The 14,997-nt window shown below is 73.6% G+C and carries 23 protein-coding genes; 12 read left to right on the forward strand and 11 right to left on the reverse strand.

Features of this window, described 5'->3' with window-relative positions; translation table 11 throughout:
• Position 1: 1 nt before the first annotated feature.
• Both ACFU5J_RS07780 and ACFU5J_RS07785 read right to left on the reverse strand, forming a co-directional pair.
• Entirely contained in the window at positions 2-616 is a 615-nt protein-coding gene (locus ACFU5J_RS07780; protein ID WP_430574861.1) for a TetR/AcrR family transcriptional regulator, read from the reverse strand.
• Positions 613-1,008, reverse strand: coding sequence for a hypothetical protein (locus ACFU5J_RS07785; protein WP_430578340.1), 396 nt, complete (start codon positions 1,006-1,008; stop codon positions 613-615). The genes ACFU5J_RS07780 and ACFU5J_RS07785 overlap by 4 nt, the downstream gene beginning before the upstream one ends.
• Before the next feature lie 408 nt (positions 1,009-1,416).
• Here ACFU5J_RS07785 and ACFU5J_RS07790 point away from each other — a divergent pair, with 408 nt between their 5' ends.
• The gene (locus ACFU5J_RS07790) at positions 1,417-1,836 is read left to right on the forward strand and encodes a kinase (protein WP_430578341.1); all 420 of its coding nucleotides are present in this window, start codon (positions 1,417-1,419) and stop codon (positions 1,834-1,836) included.
• 34 nt (positions 1,837-1,870) lie between these two features.
• Here the strand turns inward: ACFU5J_RS07790 and ACFU5J_RS07795 are convergent, their stop codons facing one another.
• On the reverse strand, positions 1,871-2,212 hold the full coding sequence (locus ACFU5J_RS07795) for a YciI family protein (protein ID WP_430578342.1): 342 nt from the start codon (positions 2,210-2,212) through the stop codon (positions 1,871-1,873).
• Between the two features lie 137 nt (positions 2,213-2,349).
• Here ACFU5J_RS07795 and ACFU5J_RS07800 point away from each other — a divergent pair, with 137 nt between their 5' ends.
• Positions 2,350-2,907 carry a GNAT family N-acetyltransferase gene (locus tag ACFU5J_RS07800; RefSeq protein ID WP_430578343.1) on the forward strand — a complete coding sequence of 186 codons (558 nt, stop codon included), beginning with the start codon at positions 2,350-2,352 and terminating at the stop codon, positions 2,905-2,907.
• Positions 2,904-3,212 (forward strand): hypothetical protein, encoded by a 309-nt coding sequence (locus ACFU5J_RS07805; RefSeq protein ID WP_430578344.1) that lies wholly within the window; start codon positions 2,904-2,906, stop codon positions 3,210-3,212. Before ACFU5J_RS07800 ends, ACFU5J_RS07805 begins: the two co-directional genes overlap by 4 nt.
• Before the next feature lie 5 nt (positions 3,213-3,217).
• On the opposite strand, the gene ACFU5J_RS07810 is transcribed toward ACFU5J_RS07805, so the two are convergent.
• The gene (locus tag ACFU5J_RS07810; RefSeq protein WP_430578345.1) at positions 3,218-3,685 is read right to left on the reverse strand and encodes a hypothetical protein; all 468 of its coding nucleotides are present in this window, start codon (positions 3,683-3,685) and stop codon (positions 3,218-3,220) included.
• Between the two features lie 125 nt (positions 3,686-3,810).
• Here ACFU5J_RS07810 and ACFU5J_RS07815 point away from each other — a divergent pair, with 125 nt between their 5' ends.
• Positions 3,811-4,710, forward strand: a complete 900-nt coding sequence (locus tag ACFU5J_RS07815; protein WP_430578346.1) for a hypothetical protein — start codon at positions 3,811-3,813, stop codon at positions 4,708-4,710.
• A 49-nt stretch (positions 4,711-4,759) separates the two neighbouring features.
• Positions 4,760-5,206 (forward strand): acetyltransferase, encoded by a 447-nt coding sequence (locus ACFU5J_RS07820; RefSeq protein ID WP_430578347.1) that lies wholly within the window; start codon positions 4,760-4,762, stop codon positions 5,204-5,206.
• Positions 5,207-5,215: 9 nt separating this feature from the next.
• On the opposite strand, the gene ACFU5J_RS07825 is transcribed toward ACFU5J_RS07820, so the two are convergent.
• A complete protein-coding gene (locus ACFU5J_RS07825) occupies positions 5,216-5,800 on the reverse strand; it encodes an ArsR/SmtB family transcription factor (RefSeq protein ID WP_430578348.1) in 585 nt (194 codons plus the stop codon).
• Positions 5,801-5,856: 56 nt separating this feature from the next.
• Between ACFU5J_RS07825 and ACFU5J_RS07830 the strand changes: the two genes are divergently transcribed.
• From ACFU5J_RS07830 to ACFU5J_RS07845, 4 genes are read left to right on the forward strand one after another with little or no spacing between them, the layout of a single operon-like run.
• A complete protein-coding gene (locus ACFU5J_RS07830; protein ID WP_430578349.1) occupies positions 5,857-6,426 on the forward strand; it encodes a dienelactone hydrolase family protein in 570 nt (189 codons plus the stop codon).
• 24 nt (positions 6,427-6,450) lie between these two features.
• Positions 6,451-6,864: a GNAT family N-acetyltransferase gene (locus ACFU5J_RS07835; protein WP_430574868.1), complete on the forward strand. Its 414-nt coding sequence runs from the start codon at positions 6,451-6,453 to the stop codon at positions 6,862-6,864.
• 46 nt (positions 6,865-6,910) lie between these two features.
• Complete coding sequence (locus ACFU5J_RS07840; protein ID WP_430574869.1) at positions 6,911-7,330, forward strand: oxidoreductase; 420 nt, start codon at positions 6,911-6,913, stop codon at positions 7,328-7,330.
• Between the two features lie 38 nt (positions 7,331-7,368).
• Positions 7,369-7,824: an SRPBCC family protein gene (locus ACFU5J_RS07845; RefSeq protein WP_430578350.1), complete on the forward strand. Its 456-nt coding sequence runs from the start codon at positions 7,369-7,371 to the stop codon at positions 7,822-7,824.
• 33 nt (positions 7,825-7,857) lie between these two features.
• Here the strand turns inward: ACFU5J_RS07845 and ACFU5J_RS07850 are convergent, their stop codons facing one another.
• On the reverse strand, positions 7,858-8,649 hold the full coding sequence (locus ACFU5J_RS07850; RefSeq protein WP_430578351.1) for a GntR family transcriptional regulator: 792 nt from the start codon (positions 8,647-8,649) through the stop codon (positions 7,858-7,860).
• Positions 8,650-8,658: 9 nt separating this feature from the next.
• Positions 8,659-8,835, reverse strand: coding sequence for an LPXTG cell wall anchor domain-containing protein (locus ACFU5J_RS07855; RefSeq protein ID WP_430578352.1), 177 nt, complete (start codon positions 8,833-8,835; stop codon positions 8,659-8,661).
• A gap of 85 nt (positions 8,836-8,920) precedes the next feature.
• Here ACFU5J_RS07855 and ACFU5J_RS07860 point away from each other — a divergent pair, with 85 nt between their 5' ends.
• Positions 8,921-10,243 (forward strand): nucleotide sugar dehydrogenase, encoded by a 1,323-nt coding sequence (locus tag ACFU5J_RS07860; RefSeq protein ID WP_430578353.1) that lies wholly within the window; start codon positions 8,921-8,923, stop codon positions 10,241-10,243.
• A 60-nt stretch (positions 10,244-10,303) separates the two neighbouring features.
• Positions 10,304-11,698 carry a glycosyltransferase family 2 protein gene (locus tag ACFU5J_RS07865; protein WP_430578354.1) on the forward strand — a complete coding sequence of 465 codons (1,395 nt, stop codon included), beginning with the start codon at positions 10,304-10,306 and terminating at the stop codon, positions 11,696-11,698.
• Between the two features lie 287 nt (positions 11,699-11,985).
• Here ACFU5J_RS07865 and ACFU5J_RS07870 read toward each other — a convergent pair whose 3' ends face one another.
• Both ACFU5J_RS07870 and ACFU5J_RS07875 read right to left on the reverse strand, forming a co-directional pair.
• Positions 11,986-12,369, reverse strand: a complete 384-nt coding sequence (locus ACFU5J_RS07870) for a VOC family protein (RefSeq protein ID WP_430578355.1) — start codon at positions 12,367-12,369, stop codon at positions 11,986-11,988.
• Between the two features lie 10 nt (positions 12,370-12,379).
• Positions 12,380-13,081 (reverse strand): LysE family translocator, encoded by a 702-nt coding sequence (locus tag ACFU5J_RS07875; RefSeq protein WP_430578356.1) that lies wholly within the window; start codon positions 13,079-13,081, stop codon positions 12,380-12,382.
• 88 nt (positions 13,082-13,169) lie between these two features.
• On the opposite strand from ACFU5J_RS07875, the gene ACFU5J_RS07880 reads away from it, so the two are divergent.
• Positions 13,170-13,601, forward strand: a complete 432-nt coding sequence (locus ACFU5J_RS07880) for a GNAT family N-acetyltransferase (RefSeq protein ID WP_430578357.1) — start codon at positions 13,170-13,172, stop codon at positions 13,599-13,601.
• A 9-nt stretch (positions 13,602-13,610) separates the two neighbouring features.
• Here the strand turns inward: ACFU5J_RS07880 and ACFU5J_RS07885 are convergent, their stop codons facing one another.
• Complete coding sequence (locus ACFU5J_RS07885; RefSeq protein ID WP_430578358.1) at positions 13,611-14,111, reverse strand: NUDIX hydrolase; 501 nt, start codon at positions 14,109-14,111, stop codon at positions 13,611-13,613.
• A gap of 11 nt (positions 14,112-14,122) precedes the next feature.
• Positions 14,123-14,992: an alpha/beta hydrolase gene (locus ACFU5J_RS07890; protein ID WP_430578359.1), complete on the reverse strand. Its 870-nt coding sequence runs from the start codon at positions 14,990-14,992 to the stop codon at positions 14,123-14,125.
• Between the last annotated feature and the right edge of the window lie 5 nt (positions 14,993-14,997).

Below are 14,997 nucleotides of genomic sequence, written 5' to 3' on the forward strand. Positions count from 1 at the left end.
GTCAGTCGTCGGTGCGTGCCGCCCCTGCGCCTCCGAGGAAGACCTCGGCGACGTTCTCGGCGTGGCGGTCCGCATCGGCGTCGGGGTGCGCGTCCAGGTAGTCGAGCATGCCGTCGACCATCCCCTGGTAGGTCACGGCGAGGACGCGCGGGTCGAGGTCACCCCGGAAGTCGCCCTCGGACTGGCCCCGACGGAAGATCGCCTCCTGGGCTGCGAGCATGTCCTCGAGGTAGCCCGGGCCGATCGCGGGTTCGCCGGTGGCGGTGCGGAGGTTGAGCACGATCTCCTGGATCGCTCGTCGCTCGGCCTCGTGGGTGAGCCTGAGCTCGGTGGTCGCGTGGATCGCCGACCGGATCACCGTCGGCGCGGGCGCGTCGAGGTCGAGCATCGTCGCGGCCGCGCTGGTGAGCGACGTCAGGGCGTAGCGCGTCGTCGTCGCGAACAGGTCGTCGAGGTCGGTGAAGTAGTGCCACAGGAGGCCCTTGGAGACGCCCGCGACGCGGGCGATCTCGCCGGCGGTCGCCGCTCGAAACCCTCGGTCGGCCAGGACGCGGACGGTCGCGGCCATCAGCTGGTCGCGACGCTCGTCCGCGCTGAGCCGCTTTCGCCCGGTCATGCTGCGCGCCGGCCTGCTCGACCGCGCCAGACGAGCGCGACGATCACGGCCATGAGCCCGGCGACGACGAGCATCTCGACGCTCGTCCACGGCGGGACGAAACCCGGGACGAGCGCCTCGACGACGTTCACGGCCACCAGCACCGCGGCGATGATCCCGACCGCACCGTAGGCGCGGGCGTCCCCCCGGGTCGCTGCCCGCGTGCGCAGCGGGAGGAGCACCGCGAAGACGGCGACGACCGCGGCGTGCCCCCACGCCTCGTCGGTCGCCAGCGCGGGTGCGAGGAACGCGAGGGCCACGAGCGCGAGGAGGGTGGCGACGACGGCCGCGACGTACACGGCGACCAGACGTGCGATCCACGGCGAGACGTACGGAGCCGGACTGTTGACCATGCGGTCAATATTAATGACCCGTGGGTCAACAAGGCAACGATCGCCATGGCACTGGCCCTCGGCGCGGGCATGTGGTGGAGTCCGCTCCACGACGTCGTCCCGGGTCGGCGCCTCGGCCGTGCGCCGATCGGGGCGTCTTCCACGACACACGGAGGGGTGCCTGTCGATGCCTGCGACGCCACGGATCGAGCTGGTCCGGCGGACCGAGCTTCCGCTGCCCAGGGCGCCGGGCCTGCTGAACGAGCCGCGGACCGCCCGCCGCTCGCCGCTGGTGGGCGGTGCCGCGCGACGGGGCGGGCGAAGCACGTGACAGGGTCCGAGCGCTCCCGCCTGATCGTCGTCCGTGGGAACTCGGGAAGCGGGAAGTCCCAGCTGGCGCGGGCGATCCGTGCCGCTCGCCCCCGGGGCGTGGCGATCATCTGCCACGACGTGCTGCGGCGGGAGATCCTGCACGTCCGCGACCGTCCGGGGGCGTTGAGCGTGCCCTACATCGACCTGTCGGCGCGCTTCGCGCTCGATCACGGGCTGGACGTGGTGATCGAGGGCATCCTGCACTCCGAGAGCTACGGAGAGATGCTCGCTCGGCTCCGGAGCGAGCACCGGGGGGTGACCCGCTGCTACTACTACGGGCTCGAGCTGGAGGAGACGCTGCGGCGGCACCGCACCAAGGCCCTGACGGCCGAGGTCTCGGAGGCCGACGTCGCCTCCTGGTACCGCGACGACGACCGCGTCGCAGCGCTCGACGAGGTCGTCCTCGACGCCACGGTCAGCGCGCAGGAGGCGTTGGAGAGGGTCCTGGCCGACGTGGGATGGGACACGGCCCGCTGACGCACGCGCGACCCTGCCGAGCGGCGCGGCCCGGTCACTCGACCCGGCGGACCTCCTGCGGCCAGCCGCAGGCCTCGGCGACCCTGCCCGCCCACGCCTTCGCGTCGTCGTCGCCGGCGACGTCGATGATCGTCAGGCCGCCGATGCGCTGCTCCGTCGGGGCGAACGACCCGGGGGTGACCACCGGCGTGCCGCCGGTCGCGTCGGCGGTGAAGGCGCGGTCGTCGTCCTCGTCCACGCCGGCGGCGAACACGAGGATGCCGGCGTCCTTCATGTCGTCCACGACGGCGTTGGCGAGCGGCCCGCGCCCGGCGAACCACTCCGGGCTGTGGTCGCCCACCCACTGCTGGTTGAAGTAGATGATGTAGTGGCTCATCGTCGCTCGTCCCGTCGTCGTCGTCGGACACCTGGGCAGGACGCTACTCCGCAGCGACGACGCGGTTCCAGGTACCAGCCGGGCGGCGCGCGTCCGGCCCCCGAATTCCGTTGCGCCGAGGTGCGACGATGCCGGGCATGACCCTGCCGACCCCGGTCCTGGAGACCGAGCGACTGACGCTGCGTCCGTTCACGCCCGCGGACGGCGACGACCTGTTCGCGCTGCAGAGCGACGCGTTCGTGCTGCGCTACTGGGACTCGCCGCCGTGGCGCGACCGGTCGCGGGTCGACAGCTTCCTCGACCGGTGCCGGCGGATGGCGGAGGAGGGCAGCGGCGCGCGGGTCGCCGTCGAGCGCAGCGCTGACCGGGCGTTCCTCGGCTGGTGCACCTTCAACGACTGGGACCCGGGGTTCCGGAGCGCCTCCCTGGGCTACTGCTTCACCCAGGCCTCGTGGGGGCACGGCTACGCGACGGAGGCGGGCCGCGCGCTGCTCGGGTGGGCCTACGACGCCCTCGACCTCAACCGGGTCCAGGCCGAGGCCGACACGCGCAACGCGGCGTCCGCCAGGGTGCTCGAGAAGCTCGGCTTCGTCCACGAGGGCACTCTGCGCGAGGACTGCGTCGTGGACGGCGTCGTGTCCGACTCGTGGGTGTACGGACTGCTGCGGCGCGACTGGGCCGGCGGCGGCGCGTGAACGACGAGGCACGGCTCGGCGAGCAGCTCGACGAGGCGCTGGCCACCGGCGCGGCGATCGAGCACGCGATCCGGGAGCACCGCGGCAAGTGTGCACCGGCGTGGTCGGGGCTCTGGGTCCCGGTCGTCGACCGGGGGGCCTTCGCGATCCTGCCGCTGGCGCAGGCCCTGGCGCAGGCCCTGGCGCGGCCCGGCGACGCGGGCGAGGAGCCCCTGGTGGGCAGCACGAACCGCGCGCAGTCCCGACGTCGTCGGATGCTGCGGGACCGTGCCGCCGCCGACGTGTCCTGGACGTGGCCCGACTGACCGCGTCAGCCCTCGCAGAGGTCGTCCACCGCGACGACGGCCGACGGGGTGTCCGTCCAGAACGGGGTGAGCTCCGGGTAGGCGTCGTCCCACGCGTTCTCGAACGGGACGGCCTCGCCGGTCTCGGCGACGGAGAACTCGAGCTCGACGTCATCGGTCAGGCGGATCGACGAGCACACGGCGCCGACCACCGTGCGCAGGGCTTCCGCGTCCACGGCCTGGCCGGGTTGCTCCACGGTCACGGTCATCTGCTGGGCGAAGCCGTTCTTGCGGGATGTCGCGGTGACCTCGACGGCCTCGGTGAGCGCGGCGTCCACGGCGGCGGCGACGGCGTCCTCGGGCGGCGCGTCGCCCCTCTTGCCGGAGATCTCGTCGGCCAGGGCGTTGCAGCCGGAGAGCAGGAACGCCCCGCCCGCGACCAGGGCCAGCGTCGTGGTGCGTCGTCGGGCGCGCGACGTCGTCGGAGTGGTCACGTCCGTTCGCTCCTTCGCGGAGGGTGCCGGACGGTCCGGCGGGGGAGATGCTGCTCTCGGCATACCATCCTCCCCTCTCCACGGCGACGAGGTGGAGCCACGCCCCGACGACCCGATGAGGCCCCGTGACCGACCCCGAACGCGCCGCCGGGCGCGCGATCGACTTCCGCCCCCTGACCGAGCCCGTCGACGGCCGGCTCGTCCCGGCGTTCGAGGCGGAGCTGTACCGCCGCGCCGGCCTCCGTGCGCCGTCCGGCGCGTCGGGCGCAGGGTGCGTGATCGCCGTCGCGCTCCCGGTCGGGATGCTGTTCGCGGGCGCCTTCTGGATGGGCTACGTGTCACGCCCGACCGCGTGGGGGTGGGCGCTGGTGGCCGGCCTGATCCTGCTCGGCACCTTCGCGTTCTGCGTGTGGGCGATCGTCTTCGCTGCGCGGAACGCCGCCCAGATGCCGCCGCGCCGGTACCGCGTCGCGCGGTTCGCCGAGGCGAACGGGCTGACCTTCGAGCTCGTGGAGCAGGAGCCCGAGCGCGCGGGGCTCCTCCTCGGCACGGGGAGCGACGGGCGCCTCGAGTGCGTCCTGCGGTGGCCGGACGACGGGATCGAGGCGGGCACCTACCACTACGTGACGCGGAGCGTGAGGTCGACGACGCCGTGGTCCTACGACTACGCCCGCATCCGGGGCCTCGGGTCCGCGCCGGAGCTGTTCGTCGACGTGCGGTCGACCGGGTCGCGCCGCCGGCTCTACCGCCCCATGCACTCCTACGGGGCATCGACCGGGCTGGATGCGCCGGGAGGCGCCCACTTCACGATGTGGACCCTGCCCCGGAGCACCGCACGGGCCCGGCGCTTCGTCGACGACGAGCTGCTCGAGCTGCTCGCCCGGCGGGACGTGAACCTGGAGGTCGCCGGCGACGACGCCTTCGTCTACCTGCGCCTCGACAAGATGGTCCCCATGACGGACCCCGACCTGTGGCGCTGGCTCCTGGCGCTCTCTCACGTCCTCCGCGAGCGCGCCCGTGCTTGAGGCCACGGCTGACGAGACGGCTGCGGAGCCGGCTGACGAGGAAGACCCCATGAACGACGTGACCGTCCGTCCCTGCCGCGGGCCGGAGGAGTACCCCCGCCTGGTCGCGATCTGGCGGTCCGCCGTCGACGCGACGCACGACTTCCTGGCTGACGACGACCGCGCGCGGATCGAGGAGCTGCTCCCTTCCGCGTACTTCCCGCACGTGCGGCTGTTCGTCGCCGAGCGGGCCGGCCGCGTGGTCGGCTTCGCGGGCGTCTCCGGGTCGTCGCTGGAGATGCTGTTCGTCGACGCGGCCGACCGGGGGAGCGGCGTGGGGAGCGCGCTCCTGGCCCACGCGGTCGACGAGGGAGGCGTGACGACCGTCGACGTGAACGAGCAGAACACCCAGGCGGTCGGCTTCTACGCGCGGGCCGGGTTCACGGTCACGGGCCGGAGCCCGGTGGACGACGAGGGCAGGCCGTACCCGCTGCTCCACCTCTCGCTGGCGCGGTAGCCCGCGCGCTCAGCGGTGGTCGGACGACGGCGGAAGCTGCGGGTAGTCGGCGACCGGGTAGACGCCGACGGCGAACCCGTGCACCTGGTCGCCGCGGCGCGGGAGGGTGTCGAACTCCTCGACCAGCGCCGCCATGCGGTGCCAGAACTCCTGCTTCTGCGCCTCGTCGATCCGGGCGTGCCGCAGGAAGCCCCACAGCTGCCCCTCGAGGTACGCGGGCCGGGACTCGCGGGCCGCGACCTCGAAGTCGTTGAAGTCCAGCGGGCGGCCACCGCCGTCGTCCCTCTCGTCCGCCCCCTCGAGGGAGACGTGGAACAGCCGCGCCGTCCGGCCGTAGAAGGCCTCCTCGATCGCGCGGACCCGGCGCGTGCGGACCACGGTCAGGAGGCCCGCGTCGGCGAGGACCTTGACGTGGTGGGCGACGGTGCTCTTCGGCCGGCCCACCGCGGTGGCGAGCTCGGTGACGCTCGCGGCACGCTCGTGGAGCAGGCCGAGGATCGTGGTGCGCAGCGGGTGGGCGAGCGCGCGGACCTGGTCGGGGCGGGTCAGCGCCCGCCGGTCCTCGAGGTCGTAGTCGGGGGTCTTGCCGTCCATGGCTCACGATACTAACGTTCTAGAACGTTCGAAGTTCATGGATCATTGGAGGCGTCATGGCCGAGATCGTCCTGTTCCACCACTCCCAGGGGCTCACCGCGGGGGTGCGGGCGTTCGCCGACGCCCTGGCGGCGGAGGGGCACACCGTGCACGTCCCCGACCTGTTCGAGGGCCGCACGTTCGACGACGTCGAGACCGGCGTCGCCCACGCGCAGGAGATCGGGTTCGACACCGTCCTCGACCGGGGCACCGCGGCCGTCGACGGGCTCCCCGCCGCGCTGGTCTACGCGGGGTTCTCCATGGGCGTGATGCCCGCGCAGCGGCTCGCGCAGACCCGCCCGGGCGCGGTGGGGGCCCTCTTCCTCGACGCCTGCCTGCCCGTCGCCGAGTTCGGCACGTGGCCCGACGGTCTCCCGGCGCAGGTCCACGGCGGCAGCGACGACGAGTGGTTCGCCGAGGACCTGGAGGCGGCCCGCGAGCTGGCCGCCTCGGTGGCCGAGGCGGACCTCTTCCTCTACCCCGGGACGGCGCACCTGTTCGCCGACTCCTCGCTGCGGAGCCACGACCCGCAGGCGGCGGGCCTCGTCCTGCAGCGCGTGCAGGGCTTCCTCGCCGCGCTCGCCTGAGGGCCGGAGGGGCATGATGCGCGGGTGATCATCCGCCGCGGCGAGAGCGCCGACGTCCCCGCGATCCTCGAGTTCTGGGCGGTGGCCGGGGAGAACTCCTCCCGGCCGGCCGACGACGCCACGCTGGTGGCGAACCTCCTGAGCCGGGACCCGGACAGCCTCCTCGTCGCCGATCGGGACGGCGCGGTGGTCGGCACCGTGATCGCCGGCTGGGACGGCTGGCGCGCGCACCTCTACCGCCTGGCCGTCGACCCCGGGACGCGCGGGCAGGGCGTCGGCCGCCGCCTGGTGGAGGCGGCCGAGGAGCGGCTCCGCGCGCTCGGCGCCCGCCGGTTCGACGCGATGGTGCTGTCCGGGAACGACCTCGGGGCGCGCGCCTGGACCGCCCTCGGGTACCGGCCCCAGGACGACTGGGCCCGGTGGGTCAAGCCCGCCTGAGGCGTGCTCGGGGCGCCGCCGGCACGGGGTGGCGATACTGGACGGCATGAGCCTGTACGACGACGTGGGTGGCTTCGACATGCTGCTGGCGGTGTGCCGGCGGTGGAACGCGCTGACCCTGGCCGACCCGGTGGCGGCGCACCCGTTCTCGCACGGCACGCTGCACCCGCAGCACGACGAGCGGCTCGCCGCCTACCTGGCGGAGGCGCTGGGCGGGCCGCGGCTGTACACGGGCGGCTACGGGGACGAGTCGAAGGTGCAGCGCATGCACGCGGGCAACGGGGAGCACCCGGACCTCGACGCGGCGTGCGTCCGCCTGTTCCGGCAGGCGCTCGACGACGTGGGCGTCCCGGCCGCGGCGGCCGCACGGGTCGGCGACTTCTTCGAGCGGTCGACGCTCGCCATGCGCGCCTACGGCGGCGGCCGGGACGCCGTGCCGCGGGGGCTCCCGCTCCCGCGGGCGTGACGGACCGGGAGCCCAGGAAGCGGGCCTACCATCTCCCGGTGCCGACGATCGTGCTGACCACCGAGATCCCGTCGTCCGCGGAGGCGTGCTTCGCGGCGAGCCTGTCGGTGGACGCCCACACCGCGTCGATGAGCCGGTCGGGGGAGCGCGCGGTCGGCGGCGTCACGACCGGGGTCATGGGCCCCGGCGACACCGTCACGTGGCGGGCCCGGCACTTCGGCGTCCCGTTCCGGATGACGTCGCGGATCAGCGCCCACGACGCGCCGCACCGCTTCGTCGACGAGCAGGCGGCGGGCCCGTTCCGCCGGTGGTGGCACGAGCACCGGTTCGAGACCGTCCCCGGCGGCACCCGGATGACGGACGTCGTCGAGTTCACGTCGCCGGCCGGGCCGCTGGGCCGCCTGGTGGACCGCGTCGTCCTGACCCGGTACATGACGCGGCTCCTGCGCGCCCGGAACCGGTGGCTCCTCGACGCCCTGTCCCCGCGCGACTGAGGCGACGCGCCTCGCACGGGTGCGCCCGAGCGCTTAGGTCGCCGCGAGCATCTGTTCTGTGAAGTAGCGCCAGTAGGCGCTGACGATCCCTTGCAGCAGGTCGGCGTCGTTTTCGCGGACCGCCGCGATGATTGAAGCGAATTGCTGCGCCTGCTCCAAGCGGACAAGGCGGTCTTGCCGGGCGTGCACGAGCCGGTGTATGTGGGGCCGCAGTCCTGCCGTCACTCTCTCGAGCACCGCGTTGTCCGCTCGGGCGATGAAGAAGTCATGCAGCTCGATCGCGTGCAGTCTGTAATTCTCAGGAGTCTGAAGCGCGGTCCGCATCTGCTCCTCGCCCAGCGTGGTCAGCCAGCGGATGTCCTGGCCGGACAGTCGCGGGAGGGCCAGACGGCTCGCGTATCCGACGAGTTCAGCCAGCAGGTCGCCTACCTGCCTCAGGTGGTTGGGGTCAAGGTCTGCGATCCGACTCCCGCGGTTGACCTCGATCCGGAGCATGCCGATCTCGGCCAGACGGCGGAACGCCTCGCGCACCGGCGTGCGAGACACGCCGAGGAGTTCTCCGACTTCGGACTCCTTGACCACCTCGCCCGGTGCGAGTTCGCCGGTGACGATCGAGTCCAGCATGACTTGGTATACGCCGTCGACGAGCGCGTTCGTGGCCGGCAAGGGTCGGTGGGGTGGGGCGAGCGGCATTGTTCCTCCTCGGTGTGGTACGAGACTAGAAGCTTCGGGCTGTCGGGCTTTGGGGCTATGGCCCGGGCGTGCGTCGCCCGCGGGGCCGTCGGCGGGCCGACGGCCCGTAGGCTGCCGGCCCGCTATGGCCATGCTGTCGCGTCATTCGTGTCGTGCGGCGCGCCTGCTTCGCACGCGGAGCAGGACGGCGCCTGCGAGGACCAGCCCTGCGGCGGCCAGGACGAACCAGCCCAGGCCGGCCTGTACTCCGGTCATGGCCAGCACTGCCGCGCCGCCACCGGTCACCATCGGCATCCCATCGCTCATGATCTGTGTCACCTCCCTTGTCTGTATCCGTGTATACATGCATACTAGAGGTGTCAGCACGAAGAGTTCAACCCCGAACCTCGAAAGAAGCGCGATCATGACCACCGTCACCACGACCCGCCCGGCCACGTCCCCGGCGCCCACCCTCCCCAACACGAGGACCACGTTCGACCTTGCCGTCGTCGGGCTCGGCTACGTCGGCCTCCCCCTGGCCCAGGAGGCCATCGCCTCTGGCCTGCGCGTGGCCGGCTTCGACATCGACGAGGCCCGGGTCGACGGGCTGCGCGCCGGCCGCTCGGCCGTGGACGACATCTCCAACCGGCAGGTCGCCGAGATGACCGCGGCAGGCTTCGTTGCCGGCACGGACGAGCGGCTGCTGCGCCGCGCCCGGGCGGTCGTCATCTGCGTTCCCACCCCGCTGGGGGCGGACGGTGGGCCTGACCTCACCGCGGTGCGCAGCGCCGTCGTCACGGTGGGCCGCAACCTCCAGCCGGGCACGCTCGTCGTGCTGGAGTCCACGACGTTCCCCGGTACCACCGAGGACATCGTGGCGCCCATGCTCTCGGAGCACTCCGGGCTCAGCGCCGGCACGGACTTCCACCTCGCCTTCTCGCCTGAACGGGTCGACCCGGGCAACGGCACGTTCGGTGTCCGGAACACGCCCAAGGTCGTCGGCGGGCTCACCCCGGCCTGCACCGACCGCGCGACCGCGCTCTACTCCGCGTTCGTCGACCGAGTTGTCCCGGTGTCCTCGCCGCGCGAGGCCGAGACCGCGAAGCTGCTGGAGAACACCTACCGGCAGGTGAACATCGCCCTCGTGAACGAGCTCGCCCAGGCGTGCCACGACCTGGGGATCGACGTGTGGGACGTGATCGGGGCCGCCTCTACCAAGCCGTTCGGCTTCCAGCCGTTCCGGCCGGGGGTCGGCGTCGGCGGGCACTGCATCCCGATCGATCCCATGTACCTCAGCGCCCACCTGCGCGAGCAGACCGGGCGTCCCCTGCGGATGGCGGAACTAGCACAGGAGATCAACGTCGCGATGCCCTCGTACGTCGCGCGCCGCAGCCAGGACCTGCTCAACGACGCGGGGGTCCCGCTGCACGGCGCCCGCGTGCTCCTCCTCGGCGTCGCCTACAAGCGGGACATCTCCGACGACCGCGAGACGCCCGCCCGACCCCTGGCCCAGGCCCTGCTGAGCCACGGCGCCCAGGTCGAGTACCACGACCCGCACGTCCCGGAGTGGGGCGAGCCCGGCGTCCGGCGGGTCGACGACGAGGAGCTGCGCGCCGCCGTCGGCGAGGCCGACCTCGTCATCCTCGTCCAGAAGCACAGCGCGTACGACCTGGCCGGCCTCGCGGCGACGGCGCAGCGCTTCTTCGATACGACCGGCACGCTTGACCAGGCCTCTGACCGGCTCTGACCGGCCCGCCAGGTCTGCACCGTCCCGTCCATCCGCGCCATCACCGCCGGAGAGAGCAACATGACCGCATCAACGCAGGAGCACGCACCGCTCGCCGCCACCCGCGTCCCGGGCCGCTTCCGCTGGGTCCTCGTCGCCGGGGCCGTGCTCGGCATCGTCTGGGCCACCCATCGTCTGGCCTTCCTCCTGACCGGCCATAGCCCGGTGCTGTGGGTGTACGTCGCCGGTATGGGCTTCCTGGTCTGGCAGCTCGCGACCGCCGCGTTCGACCGGCCCGCCACCGCGTCCCCCGACGGCGCGGCGCGCCTGGCCGCCGCGCGGGTCGCCGTCCTCGTGCCCGTCTACAACGAGGACGACGACATCCTGCGCGGCAACCTCGAGGCGCTGCTGCGCCAGACGCACCCGCCGGCCGCCGTCTGCGTCGTCGACGACGGGTCCACCACCGGTGACTACGCGCCGGTGCGCGACTGGTTCGTCGAGGCCGCCCCGAGGGCCGGTGTCTCAGCGACCTGGCAGCGGCAGGAGAACGGCGGCAAGCGGAGTGCCCAGGTCGCCGGCGCGCGCACCTGCCCGGACGCCGATTTCTACGTGACGGTCGACAGCGACACCCAGCTCGACGCGCGGGCGATCGAGGAGAGCCTCCAGCCGTTCGAGGACCCGCAGGTCCAGTCGGTGGCGGGCACGATCCTCGTCACCAACTACCGCACCAACCTCCTGACCCGCATGCAGGAGGTCTGGTACCTGTCCATGCAGATGGTCGACCGCGCGGCGCTGTCCAGAGCCGGCGCCGTCCTGGTGAACTCCGGCGGCCTGGCGACCTATCGCGCCGACATCTTGTGGGACCACGTCGAGGACTACCTGACCGAGACCTTCCGCGGGCGCCCCGTGCACACCTCGGACGACAGCCTCCTGACGCTTTTCGCCCAGCAGCGGGGGCGGACGGTCCACCAGGGGAGCGCCTTTGCGTTCACGGCGATGCCGTCGACCTTTGACGGGCACCGGCGGCAGCAGCTGCGCTGGATGAGGGGATCCTTCCTGCGGTCGGGCACCCGGCTCCGCAGCCTGCCCCTCGGGCGGTTCTCCTACTGGTACCACGTGGCCCGGTGGATGCAGTACACCGCCGCCACCGTCGCGCTCGTCGTCCTCCTTGCCTCCGGCGCGCTCCTGCACCCCGCAACCCTCGCCCTGGGCGCGTGCATTGTCGGGAGCGTCCAGCTCATCGTCGCCTCCCCCTACCTCTCGTTGCGGCGCAGCGACCAGTCACGAGGCCAACGCCTCGCCGTCTTCGCCTGCGCACCCCTCGTCGGCCTGTGGAGCGTGACCTTCCTGCGTGTCCTGCGCTGGTACGCGATGGCCACCGTCAGCAACGTGTCGTGGGGAACACGGCAGTCCGTCGAGATCACGTCCTTGGCGGCGCCACGTCGTCGGCCCGCTCCTGAGGTACACACCGTCTGATCCGTTCCGCACCCTGGAGCCCTCGCGCAGTGCCCTGCGCGCCCTTGTCCCCGGGTCAAGAGCCGGTCATGCTGCACGGCCGGAGGACCGTGCAACCTACGTTGCATCTCGACAGGGAATGAACCGAGAGACCCGACCGCGGGGGAAGGACCTGCCGAGTCCACCTACTCCTTCGTCGGACGCGTCGCGGCAAGCCTGCCCAGTCTGCCCAGTCTGCCAAGCAAGCAGGGTCGCGAAGGTGGGGCCTGGACGGGCCGAGCTGCAACCCGGATCGCGCGCCCCCGCGCCTAGGCCCGCTGCGCCAGCTGCACGGGATGGCCGTCGGGGTCCTCGACGAACGCGACCCGCAGCAGGCCGTCGCGGAACGGGTGCGGCGCCCGGTTGTCCGTGGCCCCCGCCGCGAGCGCCGCGGCGTAGGCGGCGTCGACGTCGTCCGTCCAGAGCGTCAGGCACGCGCGGTGGCCGCTGGTCACGGGCGTGAGCCCGTGGCTCTCGGCGGCCGGCCCGGGCAGCGCGAGGCCGAGGCCGAACCCGCCGTGCGCCATCTCCACCTTCACCGGGTGCTGTTGCGGCGCCCGGAAGGTCTCGGTGAACCCGAAGGTGCCGTAGAACGCCGCCGCCCGCTCGCAGTCGGCCACGAAGAGGATGACCTGGGGGTCGAAGAAGTCCATCGTCGGATGGTCACACGACGGCGGCGGCCCCGGCCAGGGCCAGGTAGACGCCGCCGGTGGTGACGCCGAGGCGGCGCCGGGCGCGCTCCGAGGCGCGCAGCCGCCACGACATCCGGTCGGCGAGCAGGGCGTACCCGCTGTCGACGAGGGCCGCCAGCACGACGAACGCCCCACCGAGGATCGCGAGCTGGGGTGCCACGGCGCCGCGCGCCGGGTCCGCGAACTGGGGCAGGAACGCGACGAAGAAGAGCGCGGTCTTCGGGTTGAGGGCGTCCACGAGGACGCCGTCGGTGACCAGCCGCCAGCCCCGCGGCCGCCGGGTCGTGCCGCGGTCCTCGCCGGGGGCGGTGCCCGCGTCGTCCTCGGGGGCGGGCCGGGACCGGGCGGCGCGCAGCTCCCGCACGCCGAGCCAGACGAGGTAGGCGGCGCCCGCCCACCGGACGGCGCCGAACAGCACGGGTGACCGCTCCAGCAGGGCGGCGAGCCCCGCCGCCGCGGCCACCACGTGCAGGGCCGCGCCGGCCTCGAGCCCGGCCATCGACAGCAGGCCGGCCCGTCGCCCGAGGGTGGTGCTGCGCGCGACGACGTGGACGACCGACGGGCCGGGCACGGCGAGCGTCGCGAGGGACGCGCCGAGGAAGCCGAGCAGCGCGGGCGCGGCCGGCAGCAGGCCGGTCACGGCCTGGACGGTGTCGAGCGCCCGCGGGGTCATGGTGGGGAGGGAGGGGCGGGACGGTTGTCCGTGACACCCGTCCGTCGTCGGGGTGCCTGTGCGGCGGTCGCGGACGAGGATGGCGGGCATGGCGGACTGGACGGTCGTGCAGGTCACCGACCCGGCCGAGCTCGTCGCGGCGTCCCACCTCTTCGACGCGCCCGTCCGGGCCGACGGCGCGGCCGACACGCTGGCGCGGCCCGGCCACGTGGTGCTGCTCGCGCGGGGACCGGACGGCCACGACGTCGGGTTCGTGTCCGGGGTGGAGATGCGGCACCCGGACAAGGAGCCGGAGATGTTCCTGTACGAGCTGGGGGTCGAGGAGGGGGCGCGCCGCCGTGGGGTGGCGTCCGCGCTGCTCGCGGCCCTGCGCGACCACGCCCTCGCCCACGGCTGCCGCGGGATGTGGACCGGCACCGAGGCGGACAACGTCGCGGCGCTCGCGACCTATCGGGCCGCGGGAGCCCAGATCGACCGGGACTCCGTCTTCGTCGTCTGGGACGACCTGGCCACCTCGTGAGGGACGCGGTCAGTCCCAGACGCCACTGCGCCCGGCGGCGAGGGCGTCGAGCATCGACACGTGGGGGGCGAAGAGCGGCTCGGGCAGGGCGTCGAGGGCGAACCAGCCCAGTGCCCGGGTCTCGACGCCGTCGACCGTGAGCTCCCCGGACACGACCCGGGCGACGAACACCGCGACGACCGCCTGGACGACGTCGCCGTTCGGGTAGGTGTGCGACCGGGAGCCGGAGAAGACGCCGAGGAGGGTCCGGGGCTCCACGACGAGGCCGGTCTCCTCGCGCGTCTCCCGGACGGCGGCCTCCGCGACGGTCTCGCCCAGCTCCAGCGCGCCGCCGGGGAGGCCCCACGGGGCGCCGGGCTCGCCGCGCTGCTGCAGCAGCACCCGGGTCGTCCCGGCGGTGTCCTGGTCGAGCACCGCGCACGCCGCGCTCGGCAGGAAGAGGGGGTCGTGGCCGACCACGCCGCGCAGGCGCTGGACGTAGCTCTCGGGCCGGCTCGGGGGCTCGCTCACGGGAACCGACCCTAGCGGTGGGGCAAATCCGGTCGGCCGCGGTGGGCCGTCAGCCAGGGCAGCAGGACCGGCAGGACGGCGTCGGCCTGCATGGCGGACATGTGGTCCTTGCCGGGCAGCACCTCGACGGTCCAGCCCGCGGCCTCGAGCTCGGCCCGCCGGCGGGTGACGGCGCCGGCGATGACGACCTCGACGTCGCCCCAGCCGGGGCCGTAGACGATGTCGTCGTCCGCACCGACGACGGCGAGGCGCGGCACGGCCAGGGTGAGGGCGGCGGCGTCGTCGAAGCCGGCGAGCGACTCGTAGAGCGTGACGTACTGCCCGGTCTGCTCGGGGGCCTGCGTCATCTCGACGGAGTCCCAGTCGCCGGGCTCGGGTGCCGACGTCGATGCGGGGCGCGGGGCGTCGCGGTGGGAGAGTGCCAGCCGGTGCGCGGCGCGCGTCACGGCGAGCATCGCGGCGTACGGGCCGTCGAGGGGCGGGTAGCCGCCCATCGCCAGGCCGGTGAGCCGGTCGGTGCGCAGCGCGAGCTGGAGCCCGGCGAGCGCCAGCCACGAGTAGCCGTAGTAGGCGAACCGGTCGGCACCCGCGGCGTCGGCGACGGCCAGGAGGTCGGCCGTGACGGCGTCGGCCGTCAGCGTGCCCGGCCGCGGGTGGGCGGCGAGGTGGGCCTCGTAGTCGGCGGCGACGACGCGGAAGCCCGCCCCGGCGACCCGGCGCGCGAGGGCGGCGCCGAGGTCGGGGTCGGCGCCCCAGGCGCGCATCGCGTCGGCCTGGGCCTCCTCGAGCGGGTCGGTCCGGACGGGGAGCAGGACGGCCGGGCCGTCGCCCAGGGTGGTGACGTCGAGGGTCGAGCCGTCGGGCAGGGTGGCGGCGGGCATGGCGG

It is taken from the genome of Isoptericola sp. NPDC057559, from assembly GCF_042801555.1.
In the GTDB taxonomy this organism is placed as follows: Bacteria; Actinomycetota; Actinomycetes; order Actinomycetales; family Cellulomonadaceae; genus Isoptericola.